Source organism: Oscillospiraceae bacterium (assembly GCA_022483045.1).
GTDB lineage: Bacteria > Bacillota > Clostridia > Oscillospirales > Acutalibacteraceae > Caproicibacterium.
Map to the genome: position 1 here is coordinate 592,271 of JAKVOA010000001.1, position 18,977 is coordinate 611,247.

Sequence of the window (18,977 nt, forward strand, 5' to 3'; positions counted from 1 at the left end):
TTTGTGTACAGAATAGAATCAAAAAGGCAGGTGCTGCATTTTGCGGCCCTGCCTTTTTGCTATGTTTATTCTCGTTTACGGAAATTCTCTTTACAGCGGCCGGAGCGGTAGGCTGCAAGCAGGTCCTCAAGTTCTGCAATCTGCCGGCGCAGCTCGGTGCCGGTGTCTGTGTCGCCTACAGTGATGCGCTTTTTCACGGCCTCTACGACCTGCACAGTCGGGCTGTGGTCTTCCATGTTTTTACCGGGGGCCAGTGGCATGTGTTGCGCAAGGGCTAAGTAGTGTGAATTGTATATAAAAGTATAGCCGCCAATGCCGGTCTGCTTTTGGTAGGCTTTGCTGATGCCGCCGTCAATCATAAAGAGCTTGCCGCCTGCCTTTACCGGCGACTCGCCCTCTTTCAGACGCACGGGTACGTGGCCGTTGATAATATGGCTGGTCTGCGGGTTAAGGCCAAACTCACTCAGAATCGCTTCACAGGTTTCGCGGCTTTCCAGGTGCGTGTAGTAGGGATTCATCACTTCTTTGTGTGTTTTGGGGTCCTCTATAAAGTAGCGCTCAAACATAGAGAGTTTGCTTTTTCCGAAAAGAGGAGAGAGCGGGCCGCACCAAAGGTACCACATGAAGTCAGCTGCACTCTGCTGCTTATCGCTGCCGCGTGTAGAAAAGAAAGCGCTGCGCACAACAGAGTCAATGTAGTCAAAGTAAGATTTTCCGTGGTAGTTTTTTCCGTCAATGCGGATATCGGCAAAAGAGCCGTCCCGCTTTAGTGGAATGCAGCCGTGGTACAGCAGGTTTGAGTTACAGCAGAGGTACATGCTGCCGTTTGAGTACAGAAAGCGGATATGCCGCTGCAGACGCTCAGAGTGCTGAAAAGACGATACTAGTGCGTGCATCAAGTCCTGCTCCTCGGGAGTCAGAAGCAGCGGGTCCTTTGGGTCGATAGTGGGGAAGCAGGTGTCACACATTGGGTAAGAAACGCCGTCTACGTGCACCGTGCCAGCGGCAAAGTCGATTCGCTCCAGCAAAAGGCGATTTTCCATGTGGTACTCGGGGTGGCGGTGAATCAGCTGCTCTTCAAGCTTCAGCTGAATGATTGCAATGGCCTTGTGCATTTTGGCCGCCAGCGGCAGGCTGACCGGATCGTATTCGTTTTCATCTAAAGTGTGTGGTTCAAAGCAAGTGCAGGGGTCGTCGGCATAGACACGGGCAGCAAAATCCGACAGCGGGCGCAGATTGATGCCGTAGCCATCTTCCAGTACATCGAAGTTGTTGTAGCTGATACCCAGGCGCACCACGTTTGCGACCAGTGCTGCATTGCCGCAGGCAGCACCCATCCAGGAAATGTCGTGGTTGCCCCACTGCAGGTCAATGTCGTGCTGCTCCATCAGGGCGTCCATGATAAGGTCTGCATGCGGGCCGCGGTCAAATACATCGCCGATGATGTGCAGCCGGTCAATCAGCAGGCTTTGAATCAGACCGCACAGGGCAGTGATGAAGTTGTCACCCATGCCGGTCTCTACAATGGTGCGGATAATTTCATTGGTGTACTGATGTTTGTTGCTTCCGCTGGCGTGCAGCAGCTCATCAATGATGTAGGCAAAGTTTTCGGGCATCTTTTTGCGCACCTTGCTGCGGGTGTACTTGGTGCTGGCATCGCGGCAGAGTTCCACTAAGCGATAAATGCTGATACGGGACCAGTCGTCGTAGTTGCTTTTTTCGCGGCGGGCCTTTTCCAGGCCGGCTTTTGGGTAATAGACCAGGGCAGCCAGTTCGTTTTGGTCGCTAGCACTCAAGCTCTGCTCAAACTGCTCGTTGATTTTGCGGCGTACAACGCCGCTTGCGCTGCGCAGCTGATAGAGAAAGGCGTCACTTTCGCCGTGCAGGTCACTGAAAAAATATTCGGTTCCTTTGGGCAGGGTCAAAATTGCTTTTAAGTTGATGATTTCTGCGGCGGCGGCCTGTGCGGTGGGGTAGGTCTTGCTCATCAGCTGTAAAAAACGCTTATCCGTCATGATAAATCCCTTCTTTTGAGGCGGCAGCAATGCCGCAGAGTTAAGCATTTTGCATGAAATTATGTATTGATTTTTGATTTTCTATAAAAATAAATGCCAACAACGAAATAAACGGACAAAAATTGCAGATACTTTTTATAAATATTATACAACTTCTCTTATTGTAAGCGCATTTTTGTAAAAAAGCAATCTTAATTATTATCTAATCTATATTTAACATGGATTTTACACAGCAGCCATAAAATAAAAATCGTTCTAAGGGGAAAGATGATAACTTGAATAAAAGGAAAAGAGGTTTCCAGTATGCAAAAAAAAGTAAGTTCTGTTTTGGCGGCGGCTCTCTGCTCGGCCATGTTATTTGCCGGTTGCACAGGAACAGCGGCATCTTCAGGTGTGGCTTCGGGCGCGGCTTCTGCAGCGGGCAGCACAGGCACCGCAGCGGGCAGCGTTACCGGCACGATTACAGGCTCCGGCTCCTCTGCACTGCTGCCGCTGGCAAAAGATGCAGCCAAAGAGTTTAAAGCAAAGAATGCAAATGTTTCCATTACGCTGAACGCCGGTGGCTCTGGCACAGGACTCAAGCAGGTTTCCGACGGCTCTGTCGATATCGGTAACTCGGATGTTGCTGCTGCAAGCAAGCTTTCTGCTGACAAAGCAAAAGAATTGGTCGACCACAAGGTGTGTATTGTCACCATGGCACCCATTGTCAACAATGACATCGGCGCTAAGGTAAAGAGCTTGACCAAAGACCAGCTGGTTGGCATTTTCACCGCAAAAACAAAGAACTGGAAAGAAGTTGGCGGCCCAGACGAGCCAATCGTACTGGTGACACGCCCAAAAACTTCCGGTACCCGTGCATTGTTCACTAAGTATGCACTGGGCGGCAAAGAAGAAGCCTCTAACGCTGCACTGGAAACCGACAACTCCGGCACCTTGATGAAGAGCATTCAGGAAAATAAGGGCGCTATCGGCTACGTGGCACTCAGCTACCTGGTGGGTGACAACAAAGGTAAAGTAACAGCAGTCAGCATTGACGGCGCTGAGCCTACCCTGGAAAATACTTATAATGGTAAATACCCGGTGTGGGGTTACGAGCATATGTACACGAAGGGCGAGGCAAAGGGCGCTGTAAAGAGCTTCTTAGACTATATTGTCTCTGATGAATACAGCAAGAAAATGGAGACTCTGGGCTATGGTGTCACCTCTAAAATGCAGGCTTCTGTAACCAGCAGCCGTGACGCGGAAGCAAGTAAGTAGGACAACAAGACATTCTGTATATTATAGAGCTGGGGAAAGGAAGACTGGAAAACATTCCGTCTTCCTTTCTGTTTTAGAAAAGAGGAATGCAAAGCGAATGAAAGGAAAGCATATGGTCAGGCGGGAATACCTGGGCCGGGTGGTGGTCACCGCCTTTGGGCTGCTGATGATTGTCATCACGTTTGCAATCGGTATTTTCCTTGCCTATAAAGGCATCGGTACATTTACAACTTATAAGCACAGCGTGGGGGAGTTCCTGTTTTCCTCCAACTGGGACCCCGCCGATGATTTCACAGGCGGGGGCGCGGTGGGCGCGGCTATCTTTATTGTCGGTTCGCTGTGCACCTGCGGGCTTGCTCTGCTCATTGCGCTGCCGGGTAGCATTGCGTCCGCAATCTTTATGACAGAGATTTCGCCGCGCTTTGGCACCCGCATCTTTCAACCTGCGGCGGAGATCTTTGTCGGTATTCCGTCGGTTGTGTACGGCTGGGTCGGCATGAGCGTCCTGGTGCCGTTTATCCGCAAAGTGTTTCACCTGCAGGTAGGCTACGGTGTCCTGTCGGCGGCGATTGTTTTGGCAATTATGATTTACCCCTCTATTACCACCGTTTCCGCGGATGCAATCCGCAGCGTTTCCAAAACCTACCGTGAGGCGGCCTATGGCCTGGGTGCGACCCGCTGGCAGACCATTTACAAAACGGTGCTGCCTGCGGCAAAATCAGGCATTTTCACCGGCATTATTCTGGGCCTGGCGCGTGCTTTTGGCGAGGCACTGGCGGTTGCAATGGTCATTGGGCAGCGCAAAGCCTTCCCGACAAGCATTTTTTCGCCTACGACCAACCTGACCGCCACCATTGCGGCGGATATGGGTGGCGCGGCAGAGGGCGGCGAGTACAACACCGCGCTGTGGACCATGGCACTGCTGCTGCTGCTTATTTCGCTTCTGTTCATTTTTCTGGTGCACGCGATTTCTGGAAAAGAAGGTAAAGAAAAATGAAAACTATTGACCCAGCAAAGACTTCCAGTCAGCGCAGCCGCACCACAGATCGTTTTATGACCGGCGTGTTTTATGTGGTCGCGGGCTTTTTCCTGCTTTTGCTGTTGGCGTTTATCGCGTACATTTTGGTGAACGGCCTGCGCAGCTTTTCCCCGCAGATGCTATCTTTTACGGAAGAAGGCATTGGCAATCAGCTTTTTAATACCATCTATTTAGTGATACTGGCATTGCTCATCAGCGTACCAATCGGCATTTTCGCGGGTATCTATTTGGCAGAGTACGCAAAAGAGGGCAAACTGACCCGCTTTGTGCGTATATGCGTAGAGACGCTCTCTTCGCTGCCGTCCATTGTTATCGGCCTGTTTGGCTACCTGGTGTTTATCCTGATGACCCATTCCCAGTGGAATTTGTTTGCAGGCGCATTGGCGGTTTCACTGCTGTGCCTGCCGCTTATCACGACCACCACGGTCGATGCTTTCCGTGCGCTACCGGAAGATTACAAAGCGGGCAGCCTTGCGGTAGGGGCGACCCACTGGCAGTCCATTACCCATATGCTGCTGCCGGCCTGTGTGCCACGCATTATGACCGGCGTTATCCTGGCGGCGGGGCGCGGCTTTGGTGAAGCGGCCGCTCTGCTGTATACAGCCGGCATGAGCACCGACATCAACTGGAGCAACTGGAACCTTTCGTCGCCGACCTGCCCGCTCAATCCGTTTCGCCCCGGTGAAACGCTTGCCCTGCAGATTTGGGCCTCCAGAACGGAGTCGATTGCCGAAAACGCCACCCAAGTGGCAAACTTCAGCTCGGCGGTGCTGATTCTGCTGGTGTTGCTTTTCAGCATTTTGGCGCGCCTGCTCAGCCGCCGGCTTGACCGCAAAGCAACCGGCGCGAAATCAAACTAAATTTCTGCAGATGCTGTTTTTGAAAGGATGCTTTATATGAGTTTGGAAAATGGAGGAATTGCGTTGAAACTGAACCATGCGGCAGCTCCGGCAGTCTGTACGCCGGTGCGGCAGGAAAAAAACGCCCCGCCGGTGACAGAAGCAAAAGAAACGGACAAAACGGTTTACGGCGAGCTTTCTGGTATTGAGCAGGTAAAAGTTGGTATTAAAGACCTAAACCTTTACTATGAAAGTGCACAGGACTCTATGCACGCGCTGACAAATTTGAGTATGCAGATTCCTGAAAACCGCATTACTGCGTTTATCGGGCCTTCCGGCTGCGGCAAGTCCACCTGCCTGAAAACGCTGAACCGCATGAATGACCTGGTAGAGGGCTGCCGCATTACCGGCTCTGTCACCATTGACGGCGAGGATATTTACAGCCCGCATACAGATGTAACCCTGCTGCGCAAGCGCGCGGGCATGGTGTTTCAAAAAGCAAATCCGTTTCCTATGAGTATTTATGATAATATTGCCTATGGCCCTAAAATACATGGCATTAAAAGCAAGTCCAAACTGGACGAAATCGTAGAAACCAGCCTGCGCGCGGCTGCTTTGTGGGACGAGGTAAAAGACCGACTGAAAAAGAGCGCCCTAGGAATGTCTGGCGGGCAGCAGCAGCGCCTGTGTATTGCGCGTGCGCTGGCTGTACAGCCGGAAATCCTGCTGATGGACGAACCGACCAGTGCACTGGACCCAATCTCTACCCTGAAAATTGAGGACCTGATGGAAGATCTGCGCAAAAAGTATACGGTAGTCATTGTGACACATAATATGCAGCAGGCGGCGCGTATTGCGGACAACACCGCTTTCTTCCTGCTGGGACATCTGGTCGAGTACACGAATACTACGGATATGTTCAACAACCCGGCGGATGAGCGTACCGAGCGCTACATTACCGGCCGTTTCGGCTAAAAAAAGTCGGTCCGCTTAGACAGAATGCCGACAATATGTTATGATTAAGGGGGTACAGAAACATGCCCAGAAAGCACTTTGACCACGAACTGGAACAGCTGACCGAAAAGATTACCGAAATGGGGGACGCAATTCACACCAGCATTGCCTCTACTATCCGCGCCCTGCGCACAGGGGACGTGCAGCTTGCCCGCAGGGTCGTGGCAGGCGACAATGACGTTGACCGCATGGAGCACGAAAACGAAAAGACCTGTATGAATTTAATTGTCAGCCAGCAGCCCATTGCCGGCGACCTGCGCAATATCGCGGGCAGCTTAAAAATTTTGACAGATATGGAGCGCGAAGCGGACCAGTGCGCAGATATCTGCGAAATGGTAGCTGCGGGCGGCCTGCCCGGCAGCCAAAGTCTGCCGCTATGCCATATTGTCAACACCCTAGAAAAGGTAGAGACCATGTTTACCGGCGCCATGGATGTCTTTTTAAGCCGCGACGCCAAGCGTGCCAAAGAAATTTGTATGGCCGATGATGAAATCGATTCTCTTTTCAGTAAAATTGTGCTGGAGGTCTGCTCTTCCATTACGCAGGACTCTGCCAATGTAATGCGAGAAGTAGACCTTTTGTTTATTATCAAGTATGTAGAGCGCATGGGCGACCATGCTACCAATATTGCCGAGTGGGTTCTCTATATGGTTACCGGTGAGCACGAGGACTTAAACGAAGGTGAGGAAACCTTTCCATAAGCCTTGCCTTTCCCCGCCCGGCGGGGGCGGGTCGGCATCCATGCTTCAGAAGGAGGAAACCGTCAGTGGCTCTGATCTATATTGCGGACGATGAAAGAAATATCCGAAAGCTTATCGCGTTTGGGCTCAAAGATGCCGGGTTTGAGACCGGCGAGTTTCCGGATGGCGAGACCCTGCTGCAGGGGGTCCGGCTGCGCCGGCCGGACGCAATTCTGCTGGACTGGATGATGCCCGGCATGGATGGGTTGCAGATCTGCCGCGCCCTGCGCCAGGGGGAAGAGACCCGCTCAGTGCCAATCCTGATGCTTACCGCCAAAGGAGAAGAAATCGACAAGGTGCTCGGCCTGGAAATGGGCGCGGACGACTACATAACAAAACCTTTCGGTATGAAAGAACTATGCGCCCGCGTACGTGCTGTGCTGCGGCGCGCAGCGCAGCAGCCGGACTTGCCAGAACCGGTGCTTTCTGCCAGCGGTATCACGGTGGATATTACCCGCCACACCGTACAGAAAGACGGGCGGCAGATTGAGTTGACCGCAAAAGAATTTGACTTGCTGTGCATGCTCATGCGCCACGCCGGCCGGGTGCTGACACGCGATACCCTGCTCGACAAGGTCTGGGGCGTTTCTTATTTTGGCGATACCCGCACAGTGGATGTGCATGTGCGCTATCTGCGGCAGAAAATTGAGGATAATCCCGACAAGCCAGCCTGCATTTTGACAGTGCGCGGCGTGGGGTACAAATTCTGTGCGCAGGAGGATGAGGCCGTTTGAAAAAGAAACTGACCCTGCTGAATGTGCTGATTGTAATTCTCAGCTTTTCGACGGCCTTTCTGCTGTGTGCTTTTCAGGTGCGCAGCCAGTATGGGCAGGAGTTCAGCCGCCGGCTGGATGCGGTTCTTTCTTTATCTTCTTTAGATATTGACAACATACAGAAAAATCCGCAGGGCGAGGCTGAGCGCCTGGGCGCCTCTTTGCAAAAGACCGGCCAGCAGATGCGCGTCAGCATCATCAGTACGGGCGGCCGCGTGCTGGGCGACAGCGAAAAGCGCGACATCAATGAAAACCACCTGCAGCGCCCCGAGGTGCAGCAGGCCCTGAAAAGCGGCCGCGGCTATGATCTGCGTCTGAGTGAAACCACCCATGAGTATTATTTGTATGCTGCTCTGAAAGTTAATCAGCAGTCTATTATTCGCGTGGCGCTGCGCACAACAGAGATGGACAGCGTCATGCTCATTTTGGCACGCAACGCGGGTTTGTGTCTGCTGCTCGGTATTCTGATTGCCTGTGCAGTTACGCTGCCTCTGGTCGCGCGGGCGCTGCATCCTCTGCAGGATCTGACCAATACTGCCGAAGAAATCAGCCGGGGCAATTTTTCGAGCCGTGTGTCTGTAAAAGATGCAAAAGACGAGGTTGGCCGGCTGGCGCGTTCTTTTAATCGTATGACCCGCAGTACAGAAAATGCTATTACTGAATTGCGGCGAAACCAGAGCCGGCTCAAGGGACTTTTAGAGGGCATGGACGACGGCGTGCTTGCGATAGACAGCGATGACCATATCCTGTTTTTCAATGAGCGCGCACGCATGCTGCTTTCCTGTCCCGCACTCAGCGTAGGGGCACCGATGGATACCAGTTTGGTATTAAGTCATGTCGGCCGGGTAATGCACCGTGCCAAAGACAGCGGCAGACCGTGCAAAGACCAGATCACGGGTGTTACGGCCGGGCAGCAGTTTACGGTGTATGCGGCGGTCGTAGAGGACGGCAGCAGCGTACTTGCGGTCATCAGCGATATCAGCCGCATGAAGCGGCTGGAGCAGATGCGCAGCGAGTTTGTCGGCAATGTTACGCACGAACTGAAGACACCGCTCACCTCCATACGTGCCAGTATCGAACTGCTGAAAAGCGGCAGCCGCGATAAGGAAACACGCGCCTACTTTTACGATGTGCTGGATATGGAAGCTGAGCGCCTGCAGAATCTCATTGACGATATGCTGGCACTTTCGCGCCTGGAAAACATGCGTGAAGACCCCGCAGCACAGCCGATTTGTGTGGAGCGGGCAGTTGCTGCCAGCGTGGAGCGCCTGCAGCCGGTGGCGGAAAAAGACCGGGTTGCTGTTTCTTATCAGGTTGACCCGAAAATGTACGTCTGCTGTGCCCCAACGCGGCTGGAGCAGCTCTTTTCCAATTTGATTGAAAATGCGGTCAAGTACAACCACCCCGGCGGGCGGGTTGAGATTACAGGCACTGCCCAGAGAGAAATTGCCGTGGTGCGCGTGCGCGACACAGGCATCGGCATTGCGCCGGAGCATATCCCGCGCTTGTTTGAGCGCTTTTACCGGGTCGATACCAGCCGCTCCCGCGAGATTGGCGGCACCGGACTGGGCCTGTCAATTGTAAAGCACATTGCTGTGCTGTATGGCGGCGATATCAGCGTAGAGAGCCGGGTAGGTGAGGGCTCCGTGTTTACGGTGCGTCTGCCGCTTGCACACCCCGAAAAAGGACAGCGCGAGCTGCCCGTATAAAAACAAAAAAATCCGCTGCAGTTTTTGGACCGCAGCGGATTCCTTTATGCTTTTTTGATAAATTCTGTATGGCAGACCGGGCAGGTGATAGAGATTTTTCCGCGCCCGCGCGGTACGCGCAGGGTGGCCTTGCATTTTGGGCAGCGGTAGTAGCGGTAGACTTTTCGGTCTGCCCAGCGGGTGCGCAGCTGACTGAAAAAGCGGGAAACAGGCTGCATATCCGATAGAAACTTTTGATTTTCCGCCCAGCGCTTTTCGTTGTTGCGGGAAAACATGCGGAACAGCGCGTAGATAAAAATGGCAGTGGTTAGCACTGCAAGGATCAGGTAGGGGATACCGCGCAGAAAAATATTAACAAAATTCAGTACCAAAAACAGTACAATCAACCCCAAGGTCATCTGGTCAGGGCCGTGGCGCCCGTACATGAACCTTTGCAGCCAATTCATGAAGAAACCACCTTTCAGAAAATAAAATACAAAAGATACTGTATCTATAAATAAGATTGTACAACACGATAGATGACTTTGCAATGCAGCAGCATTTAATTTTAAACATTCTTTACAACTTGTTCAAGAAAAGAGACAAAAAGCAAATGAAAAGAAGGCATACGCAAAGGATACTGTAGAAGAATTGCCATACGGGGCGCCCTGCGGTATAATAAAACAAACTGGAAGTTACCAGAGGTGTTATTTTTGGAAACGCAAAAACTCTACTATGAAAATGTTTATCAGCGCACGTTCTGTGCAAAGGTGCTTTCCTGTGAAAAGGCAAAGGCCGGTTGGAATGTTGTGCTGGACCGCACTGCTTTTTACCCGGAGGGTGGCGGTCAGCCGGGCGATCAGGGCGTGCTCGACCGCGTAAATGTACTGGATACTCACATGAAAAACGGTGTAATTCTGCACCGCACCGATGCCTCCCTGCCAGTGGGAAAACGCGTGACCGGCGGTATTAACTGGCCGCTGCGCCGCTCCCGTATGCAGGAGCACACCGGTGAACATATTCTTTCCGGCGTACTGCACCGTTTCTTTGGGGTGACGAACGTCGGCTTTCACATGGGCAGCGCCTGCGTTACGCTGGATTTGGACAAGCCGCTTGATGCCCACCAGGTTGCTTTGGGCGAGCGCCTTGCCAACGAAGCAGTATATCAGGACCTGCCGGTACGGATTGACTACCCGGATGCCAAGACCCTGAAAACGCTGGATTACCGCAGCAAAAAAGAATTGACGGGCCGTGTGCGCATTGTCACCATTCCCGGCTACGATGTGTGTGCCTGCTGTGGCACGCACGTTGCCCACACCGGCGAAATCGGCATGGTAAAGGTCATTGGTCAGATGCACTACAAGGGTGGTGTGCGTATTTCTATGCTCTGCGGCAGCCGTGCGTTGAAAGATTATGATGCGCAGCTGTGCTCTGTCAGCGCTGTTTCCGGCCTGCTGTCGGCAAAACCCGAAAAGGTAACGGATGCAGTAGAGCATTTACTTTCAGAAAAGGCAGCCCTGCAGCAGCGTTTGGACACCGTGCAGAATGAACTTTTCGCAAAGAAAGCGGCGGATGTACAGCCGGGCACAAACGGAATGCTGTGCTGTTTTGAGGCAGACCTGCAGCCAGATGACCTGCGGCGCTATGTTTCGCTGCTGTCGCCCAAATGCCGCTGCGCTGCTGTTTTCAGCGGGGAAGAGGGCAGCTACCATTTTGTGCTTGCCAGTGAGGCAGAGGATATCCGTCCGCTGGGTAAAGAGATGGGAAAAGCCCTGCACGGCCGCGGCGGCGGAAAACCGCACTTTCTGCAGGGACAGGTGCAGGCTTCCCGCGCGGAAATAGAAGCGTGGTTTGCAAAAAAACAGCTGTAAAGTTATTTCTATTACATTTACAAAAAGTGCCGAAACGCTCCGCAAAACTGCATTTTCCGGTGTAGATTTTCTGTGCAGAAATAGAAGCGCAGTTCACAGAGAATCAGCTGTAAAGTGATTTTCATTACATCTGCAGAAAATGCCGAAACGCCTCACAATCCTGCATTTTTCGCTGCAGAAATTTCGTGGAAAAGCAGAAATGTGGTTTATGAGTAAAAGGTGTAAAGCAATTGCCTTGACAGGCGATCCACCATTCTATATTCTTTTCGCTCCAGTGAAAACAAAAAACGAACATAAGAAAAAGGTCTTGACAGAAATGTTCTGCAAGACCTTTTTGCGGTCCCTAGGGCCGCTGCTGTATATATGCTGTATAAATGCTGTTTGTTAGATATCTTCGGGGTCAACCACGGTTTTATCTTCCGTATTTGCGTAGGTCAGCTTGTCGACGATGGCGCGTGTATCGCGGGCAATCATCAGTTCTTCGTTGGTGCAAATAGTGTATACCGGCACAAGCGAATCAAATGTGCTGATCTTACCCTCTTTGCCGTGCACCGTTGCATCGTTTACCAGGGCGTCAATTTTTACACCGAGGTAGCGCAGGTAGCGGCAGACCGCATAGCGCAGGCTGGGCTGATTTTCGCCAATGCCTGCTTCAAAAGTGATGACATCTACGCCGTTCATAGCGGCCGCATAGGCGCCAATGAACTTTGCAATCTGATAGAAAAGAATTTGGTGTGCCAGTGTGGCGCGGGGTTCGCCGCGGATTTCGGCTTTGGTGACATCTCGGTCATCCGCATAGCCAGAAACACCCAGCATACCGGATTTACGGTTCAGGATATTGTCCATTTCTTCTGCGGTCAGGTTTTCTTTCTGCATGATATATGTGACAACAGAGGGGTCCAAAGAGCCAGAGCGTGTGCCCATCATAAAGCCATCCAGAGGGGTAAGGCCCATGCTGGTGTCTACCACTTTGCCGCCCTCAATGGCGGTAATGGAGGAACCATTGCCAATATGGCAGCTGATGATTTTCAGGTCTTCAATCGGCTGATGCATCAAGTGGGCAACATGCTGCGAAACATAGCGGTGGCTGGTGCCGTGGAAGCCATAGCGGCGTACTTTGTATTTTTCGTAGTATTCCCACGGAATCGGATAGATGTAAGCTTTTGCGGGCATGGTAGAATGAAAACTGGTATCGAAAACGACGACTTCCGGCACACGCGGACCAAAGACTTCTTCACAGGCGTTGATTGCGTCAAGTTCTGGGCGGTTGTGCAGCGGGGCCAGCGGAATGAGGCTTTCAATACCTTTCTTTACATCGTCGGTAATGAGCACAGAGGAGTCAAACAAATCGCCGCCCTGCACCACGCGGTGGCCAATAGCAGAGATTTCATCCATGCTCTTGACAACGCCGTAGGTTTTGTCTATCAGCACCTTAGTGACCATTTCAAAGGCCGCTTTATGGTCGGCAATCTGCACGTCTTCTGACATCTTGCGGCCGTCAGCGGTTGTTACGCTGAAAGAGCCGTTTTCCATGCCGATTCGCTCGCAGTTGCCTTTGCACATCATCTTTTCGGTGTCCATGTCAATCAGCTGATACTTTAAAGAAGAGCTGCCGGCATTGATGACCAAAACTTTCATAATTGGACCCTCCATTATTCAGTTTTTTTGCAAAATACTCTCATTTAGCTTGCAAATGAAACCCATATAATAATATAATAATACAAAAAGCATAGAAATACAAGTACTGTAATTAGTAAAAAAGGAGAAAACCTAAAAATGCGTCTTGCGGTTGTCATCGCGGAATATGACCCATTTCACAAAGGCCATGCGGCACTGCTGCAGGCAGTGCGTGCTGCCGGGGCGACCCACGCGGCTGTGGTGATGAGCGGCAGCTTTCTACAGCGGGGGGCGGCGGCGTGCTTTTCCAAATGGTCGCGTACCCGCCAGGCGCTGTGCTGCGGGGCAGATTTGGTGGCAGAGCTGCCGCTGCCGTGGGCCGCAACGGGCGCTGAAACCTTTGCGCGCGGCGGCGTGGCTTTGGCAGATGCTCTGGGCGCGGACATGCTGGCTTTTGGCAGCGAGTGTGGCAGTGCCGAGCAGCTTTCCGGTGTGGCGGCGCTGCTGCTGCGGCCGCAGCTGGGGGAGGAACTGCGCGGCAGAATGAAAGCCGGCGTTCCTTTTGCACAGGCGCGGGAAGCGGCCGTGGCAGCCTTGGCCGGCAATAAGACGGCGGCCTTGCTGCGCGGGCCAAACAACATCTTGGGGATTGAGTACTGCAAGGCAATCCAGCAGCAGGGGTGTGGCATGTCTGTCTTTACCGTGCAGCGCCGCGGCGCTGGGCACGGCAGCTTGGAAGAGAACGCGCTTCCCTCAGCGGGCCGGGTTCGCGCGCTATTGTGCTGCGGCGACAAAAGCTGGGTGCAGGCGCTGCCACCCGCAGGCGCTGCCATTGCAGCAGCGGAAGTGCAGGCAGGCCAAGCTCCTGCCTCTCTGCAAAATGTGGAGCGTGCTGTGCTTTACCGCCTGCGCACAATGTCTCGGCAAGAGTACGCCGCCCTGCCGGATCTGAGCGAGGGACTGGAAAACCGCCTGTACGCGGCTGCTCGCACGGCCTGTTCACTGGAGGCGTTTTACCGCATGGTTAAAACGCGGCGTTACAGCCTTGCGCGCCTGCGCCGTATCACCCTTTCTGCTTTTCTGGGCCTGCGGGCGGGGGACAGCACCGGTCTTCCTCCCTACCTCAGGGTACTCGGATTTGGCCCGAATGGACGCGAAATTTTGGGCCGCGCTGCACAAAAAGGAAAACTTCCGCTGGTTACGCACACTTCTGACAGACAAAAACTTGACAGCAGAGGGCAAAGTGTGCTTGAATTAGAAAACAGAGCAGCGGATATTTGGGCACTTTGCTGTCCCGCGCCGTGTCCGGCAGGGTTGGATTTAACTACCGGCATTCTTTTCCCTAAAAAAGGTGAGTGTTGCACATGAGTATCGATGTTAAAGAAGTGGAGTACAGCAATTACGGCCATTGCCTGCGCATCAGCAACCACTTCATTGATGTGCTGGTTACCATCGACTTTGGGCCGCGCATTGCCCGCATCGGCTTTTTAGACGGGCCAAATCTGCTTTACTGGGATGAAGACCAGGGCCACATTTTTGCCAACGAAAAAATCAAATCGTACTACGGCCCGCAGGCGGCCTTTCATTCTTACGGCGGGCACCGGGTGTGCTGTGCGCCGGACCGTATGCCACAGAGCTACTACCCCGACAACGAGCCTGTAGTTTACAGTATTTTAAACGGCGGGGTCCGGTTTACGCCGCCCGAGCAGAAGAAAAACGAGCTGCAGCTTTCGTTTGAGGTCATGATGGGCACAGATGCCTCTGACCTGATGATTGTCAACAAGCTGCGCAGCTGCTCGCGTGAAAGCAAGCGCATTTCGCTGTGTGGCAGCACCATGATGGCACCGGGCGGCGTGGTGGTGATTCCGCAGAACGCAGGCACAGATGAAAAGCACCTGCCAAACCGCAATTTCAGCCTTTGGCCGTTTTCCAGTTTCCGCGATGAGCGCCTGTCACTGGGGGATAGATACATTCTGGTACATCAGGCGCCCTACGGGCGGAATCTGAAGTTTGGTGTCAATGACCTGCAGGGCTGGGTTGGCTACTCTAACCATGGCTGTACGCTGGTCAAGCGCTTTGTGCACGCAGTGGGTCAGCCGTACCCGGATTTTGGTTCCTCTCTGGAAACATACGTCTGCGATGACTACGCTGATTTGCGCACTCTGTCACCGCTGTACACTGTCGAGCCGGGGGAGGGAATCCGCCACGTGGAAAATATTGCACTGTTTCATTCGCCGGACTTGGAAATGGGCCTGCCCGAGCAGACAGTAGATGACTTCGTCTGCCATTTGGGTATCTAGGAGTCATAAAAAATGATTATCAACATAGCAGGCGCCAACCTAGAGAAACTGCTGCCCCTGTTTGCGGGCTGCCGGGAAACCATTGCGTGGTCCTGTCTGCAGGGCTGTATGGGGTCGGCTTTTGCCGACAATGTGCAGGCGCCACATTCGGCGCAGCTGCTCGATGCGAACTTCTGCTTTTTTGCGGGCCGGCCGTCTGCAGAGCTGGTGCGGCATACGGCGGGGAAAAAAGAGTTTCTGATGATTCCACCGGATACCGCGTGGGCGGGCCTGATTGAGCAGATGTGGGGCAGCAGTGCAAAGCGCATGGTGTGCTGCGCCTTTCAACCGGACAAAGATGCGTTTCAACCGGAAAAACTGACAGAGTTACTTGTCCTGCCGAGAGAGGCGTACCGGCTCGTGCCGATTGATAAAACCATTTACTCAATGACCCTGCAGGAAAAGTGGTCGGCCGACCTTTGCGGCAATTTTGCAGATGAAGCAGATTACCAAAAACGAGGTCTTGGCTTTGCTGTGCTGTACCGGGGAAAACTAGCCGCAGGGGCTTCCTCGTACACGGTGTACCGCGGCGGCATAGAAATTCAGGTCGATACAAAGGAAGCTTTTCGCCGCAGGGGACTGGCAGCGGCGTGTGCGGCACAGCTGATTCTCACATGTCTGGAGCGCGGCCTTTATCCTGTGTGGGATGCGGCCGGCCGCCCCTCAGCCCGCCTTGCACAAAAGCTCGGTTACCGTTTTGCCGGCGCTGATCCGGCATACGCTGTGTTGGCTGCTTCTCCGACAGGCTGAGACCTTGCGGCGCACGCGGCATACAGAATGCGCCCACCGTGCTGGTCCGAAAATTCTGTATTTTACAATTTCCCTGTTAAACGCTTAAAAAGGCCTGCTGCAAGCTGTGGTTTGCGGCAGGCCTTTTGTCTGCAAAAATCAGTTTTTCAGGCTTTGCATTGGTGCGGGCAGACGACCGCCGCGGTCAATGAACTTTTTAGGCGACCAGCGGTTGACTTCCATAACCGGGCTGTGACCGAAAAGTCCGCCGAAGTTTAAGTCATCGCCGACTTTTTTGCCAATGGCTGGAATTACGCGCACAGCGGTTGTTTTGAGGTTGACCATGCCGATAGCGGCTTCGTCGGCGATAATGCCGGAAATAACCTCTGCAGGTGTGTCGCCGGGGATGGCAATCATGTCCAGACCAACGCTGCACACGGCGGTCATGGCTTCCAGTTTGTTGATGGTCAGGCAGCCGCACTTTGCCGCATCAATCATGCCGGCGTCCTCGGAAACAGGGATAAAGGCGCCGGAAAGGCCGCCAACGTGCGAGCTTGCCATAATGCCGCCCTTTTTTACTGCGTCATTGAGCAGAGCAAGGCAGGCAGTGGTGCCGCAGGCACCGCAGCGCTCCAGGCCCATTTCCTCCAAGATATGCGCGACAGAGTCGCCCACAGCAGGGGTTGGGGCGAGGGACAGGTCGACAATACCGAAAGGTACACACAGCCGGCGGCTTGCTTCCTGCGCGACCAGCTGACCCATGCGGGTGATCTTAAACGCAGTCTTTTTGATGATGTCGGCCACTTCGCTCAGGTCGCCGTCGGGGCATTTGTGCAGGGCTGCGCGCACAACGCCCGGGCCGGAAACGCCAACGTTGATGACGCAGTCCGGTTCGCCGATGCCGTGCATGGCACCTGCCATAAAGGGGTTGTCCTCTGGTGCATTACAGAAAACAACCAGCTTTGAAGGCCCGATGCAGCCCTGGTCCACGGTCAGCTTGGCGCTTTCCAGTACGATTTGGCCCATTTTTTTAATAGCATCCATATTCAGGCCAGCCTTGGTGGTGCCTACATTGACACTGGAGCAGACACAGTCAGTTTCTGCCAGAGCCTGCGGAATGCTCTCAATCAGGGCATAGTCGCCGGGGCCAAAGCCTTTTTGTACCAGCGCCGAGTAGCCGCCGATGAGATTGACACCAATCGCTTTTGCGGCGCGGTCCAGTGCCTTTGCAAAGCGCACTGGATCGCGGGCCTGGCAGGCACCGGCGACGATGGCGATGGGCGTTACAGAAACGCGCTTGTGTATAATCGGAATTCCGTAGTCTTTGCTGATAGCTTCACCGGTTTTTACCAGGCCGCCGGCGTAGCGGCAGATTTTGTCGTAAATTTTGTCACACGCGCGGTCGGGGTCGCTGTCGATGCAGTCCAGCAGCGAAATGCCCATGGTGATGGTGCGTATGTCGAGGTTGTCGTTGTCAATCATCCGGATCGTTTCCAGAATATCATGGGTATCGATCATAATTCTTATACCGCCTTCTGTATGAAAGAATTTGCAGATGTCAGATTTTGTGCATGGCATTAAAGATATCTTCGTGCATGACGTGAATGGTGAGGCCCTCTTTTTTGCCTAGGGCGGTGAAGGCATCGACTAGCTGACTGAAAGGAACTGTCAAAGCAGTGATGTCGATAAGCATCGTCATTGCAAACAGGTCCTGCAGCACAGACTGCGTCACTTCCAGTACATTGGCGTTTTTGTCCGCGCAGATTGCCGAGACTTTTGCCAAAATGCCGACCATGTCTTTGCCAAGAACAGTGATGACAGCACGCATAGATTTTTCCTCCGCTTCTGCGGTTTCTGCACTGTGCAGAAACCGGTGCTTTTATTGATTTGATGTACAAAAGAGTAACGAATTTATTATGAACGGGAAATGCGGAATTGTCAATGCCTTGTCAAAGTGTTCAAAATCTTTCTTTACGCGGTGCAGCAAAACAGTCACCTTGGCAGTAGGATTTCATTGTGAATTATGCTAAAATAAACAGGATTGTTTTGTGCGGGGTAACTTTGCCCCGCGGGGATTGCCTTTTTCGCGGACTGCCGCGAAAATTGAGAGGAGCATACAACACAATGCGGTATCGATATACATCTGATTCCCACTGTCACACCGACTGCAGCTTTGACGGCCACGACTCGGCCATGATGCTGTGCGACAGCGCGGTGCGGCAGGGCCTCTTTTCCTTAACGGTGACAGACCACTGTGAGTGCAACGAATATTGGAAAAAAGAATACAATAAGGCTGCGCTGCAGTCTTATTTTGAGGCGCGGCGGGCACAGGCTGCTTTTGATGGGCGGCTGCATGTGCGTGCGGGCATTGAGCTGGGCCAGCCGCTGCAGGACCCTAAGGCTGCGCAGGATGTACTTTCGCTGTGCAACTTTGACTTTGTACTTGCCAGTATCCACAACGTGACCGGTCAGCCCGATTTTTACGACCTAAATTACGCCGAATGCGACATTTACGCGCTGCTGCACCGCTATTTTGCCGAGATGCTCGACATGGTGAAGTGGGGGCAGTTTGACTCTCTTGCGCACATGACCTACCCGTGGCGCTACACCGGCGGCGAGCACAACAGCCTGCACATCAGCTACGAGCCGTTTCGTGACGAGATCGACGCTGTGCTCACAGAGCTGATCCGCCGCGGCAAGTGCCTGGAAGTAAACACCAGCGGCCTGCGCCAGCGCATTGGCAAGACCCTGCCGGACCGTCCGATTCTGCAGCGCTACTGTGAATTGGGCGGCAAGCGCGTGACACTGGGCAGCGATGCCCACCGCTGGGCCGACGTGGCCAGCGGCATAGAGGACGGCCTGCGCCTTTTGGAAAACCTTGGCTTTACACACTTTGCCCTTTTCACTGGGCGCAAAGCGGAAATGTACCCGATTTCGTAAATTTTGTAAGCAAAATCAAAGATTTCTTAAAAAAACATTGCATTTCTCACCCCGCGCAGCGGGGTGTTGTGCTATAATAAAGCAAAATTTCTTTAACAGGTGCTTCTTTCTTATCT

General features: G+C 53.1%; 17 protein-coding genes. 12 read left to right on the top strand and 5 right to left on the bottom strand.

What is annotated here, in order from left to right; translation table 11 throughout:
• Nucleotides 1-65: 65 nt before the first annotated feature.
• Nucleotides 66-2,015 carry a fructose-1,6-bisphosphatase gene (locus LKE53_02835; protein MCH3971697.1) on the bottom strand — a complete coding sequence of 650 codons (1,950 nt, stop codon included), beginning with the start codon at nucleotides 2,013-2,015 and terminating at the stop codon, nucleotides 66-68.
• A 303-nt stretch (nucleotides 2,016-2,318) separates the two neighbouring features.
• On the opposite strand from LKE53_02835, the gene LKE53_02840 reads away from it, so the two are divergent.
• From LKE53_02840 to LKE53_02870, 7 genes are all read left to right on the top strand, one after another.
• Complete coding sequence (locus LKE53_02840) at nucleotides 2,319-3,272, top strand: phosphate ABC transporter substrate-binding protein (GenBank protein ID MCH3971698.1); 954 nt, start codon at nucleotides 2,319-2,321, stop codon at nucleotides 3,270-3,272.
• 97 nt (nucleotides 3,273-3,369) lie between these two features.
• Nucleotides 3,370-4,269 (top strand): phosphate ABC transporter permease subunit PstC, encoded by a 900-nt coding sequence (pstC, locus tag LKE53_02845; protein ID MCH3971699.1) that lies wholly within the window; start codon nucleotides 3,370-3,372, stop codon nucleotides 4,267-4,269.
• Nucleotides 4,266-5,171 carry a phosphate ABC transporter permease PstA gene (pstA, locus tag LKE53_02850; GenBank protein ID MCH3971700.1) on the top strand — a complete coding sequence of 302 codons (906 nt, stop codon included), beginning with the start codon at nucleotides 4,266-4,268 and terminating at the stop codon, nucleotides 5,169-5,171. The genes pstC and pstA overlap by 4 nt, the downstream gene beginning before the upstream one ends.
• A gap of 246 nt (nucleotides 5,172-5,417) precedes the next feature.
• Nucleotides 5,418-6,125: a phosphate ABC transporter ATP-binding protein PstB gene (gene pstB / locus LKE53_02855; GenBank protein ID MCH3971701.1), complete on the top strand. Its 708-nt coding sequence runs from the start codon at nucleotides 5,418-5,420 to the stop codon at nucleotides 6,123-6,125.
• 62 nt (nucleotides 6,126-6,187) lie between these two features.
• A complete protein-coding gene (gene phoU, locus LKE53_02860) occupies nucleotides 6,188-6,865 on the top strand; it encodes a phosphate signaling complex protein PhoU (protein MCH3971702.1) in 678 nt (225 codons plus the stop codon).
• 65 nt (nucleotides 6,866-6,930) lie between these two features.
• Complete coding sequence (locus tag LKE53_02865) at nucleotides 6,931-7,638, top strand: response regulator transcription factor (GenBank protein ID MCH3971703.1); 708 nt, start codon at nucleotides 6,931-6,933, stop codon at nucleotides 7,636-7,638.
• Complete coding sequence (locus LKE53_02870) at nucleotides 7,635-9,386, top strand: ATP-binding protein (GenBank protein ID MCH3971704.1); 1,752 nt, start codon at nucleotides 7,635-7,637, stop codon at nucleotides 9,384-9,386. The genes LKE53_02865 and LKE53_02870 overlap by 4 nt, the downstream gene beginning before the upstream one ends.
• Before the next feature lie 44 nt (nucleotides 9,387-9,430).
• Here LKE53_02870 and LKE53_02875 read toward each other — a convergent pair whose 3' ends face one another.
• The gene (locus tag LKE53_02875; protein MCH3971705.1) at nucleotides 9,431-9,832 is read right to left on the bottom strand and encodes a hypothetical protein; all 402 of its coding nucleotides are present in this window, start codon (nucleotides 9,830-9,832) and stop codon (nucleotides 9,431-9,433) included.
• Between the two features lie 246 nt (nucleotides 9,833-10,078).
• Here LKE53_02875 and LKE53_02880 point away from each other — a divergent pair, with 246 nt between their 5' ends.
• A complete protein-coding gene (locus LKE53_02880; protein MCH3971706.1) occupies nucleotides 10,079-11,236 on the top strand; it encodes an alanine--tRNA ligase-related protein in 1,158 nt (385 codons plus the stop codon).
• A 384-nt stretch (nucleotides 11,237-11,620) separates the two neighbouring features.
• On the opposite strand, the gene LKE53_02885 is transcribed toward LKE53_02880, so the two are convergent.
• Nucleotides 11,621-12,874 carry an acetate kinase gene (locus LKE53_02885; GenBank protein MCH3971707.1) on the bottom strand — a complete coding sequence of 418 codons (1,254 nt, stop codon included), beginning with the start codon at nucleotides 12,872-12,874 and terminating at the stop codon, nucleotides 11,621-11,623.
• Nucleotides 12,875-13,012: 138 nt separating this feature from the next.
• On the opposite strand from LKE53_02885, the gene LKE53_02890 reads away from it, so the two are divergent.
• The 3 genes from LKE53_02890 to LKE53_02900 are packed head-to-tail and all read left to right on the top strand — an operon-like array spanning nucleotide 13,013 to nucleotide 15,942.
• Complete coding sequence (locus LKE53_02890) at nucleotides 13,013-14,221, top strand: nucleotidyltransferase family protein (protein ID MCH3971708.1); 1,209 nt, start codon at nucleotides 13,013-13,015, stop codon at nucleotides 14,219-14,221.
• Nucleotides 14,218-15,153 carry a hypothetical protein gene (locus tag LKE53_02895; GenBank protein MCH3971709.1) on the top strand — a complete coding sequence of 312 codons (936 nt, stop codon included), beginning with the start codon at nucleotides 14,218-14,220 and terminating at the stop codon, nucleotides 15,151-15,153. Before LKE53_02890 ends, LKE53_02895 begins: the two co-directional genes overlap by 4 nt.
• A 12-nt stretch (nucleotides 15,154-15,165) precedes the next feature.
• Complete coding sequence (locus LKE53_02900) at nucleotides 15,166-15,942, top strand: GNAT family N-acetyltransferase (protein ID MCH3971710.1); 777 nt, start codon at nucleotides 15,166-15,168, stop codon at nucleotides 15,940-15,942.
• 138 nt (nucleotides 15,943-16,080) lie between these two features.
• Here LKE53_02900 and LKE53_02905 read toward each other — a convergent pair whose 3' ends face one another.
• Both LKE53_02905 and LKE53_02910 read right to left on the bottom strand, forming a co-directional pair.
• Nucleotides 16,081-17,439, bottom strand: coding sequence for a PFL family protein (locus LKE53_02905; GenBank protein MCH3971711.1), 1,359 nt, complete (start codon nucleotides 17,437-17,439; stop codon nucleotides 16,081-16,083).
• 40 nt (nucleotides 17,440-17,479) lie between these two features.
• Nucleotides 17,480-17,749, bottom strand: coding sequence for an ACT domain-containing protein (locus LKE53_02910; GenBank protein MCH3971712.1), 270 nt, complete (start codon nucleotides 17,747-17,749; stop codon nucleotides 17,480-17,482).
• 296 nt (nucleotides 17,750-18,045) lie between these two features.
• On the opposite strand from LKE53_02910, the gene LKE53_02915 reads away from it, so the two are divergent.
• Entirely contained in the window at nucleotides 18,046-18,861 is an 816-nt protein-coding gene (locus LKE53_02915) for a histidinol-phosphatase HisJ family protein (GenBank protein ID MCH3971713.1), read from the top strand.
• The last annotated feature ends 116 nt before the right edge of the window (nucleotides 18,862-18,977 follow it).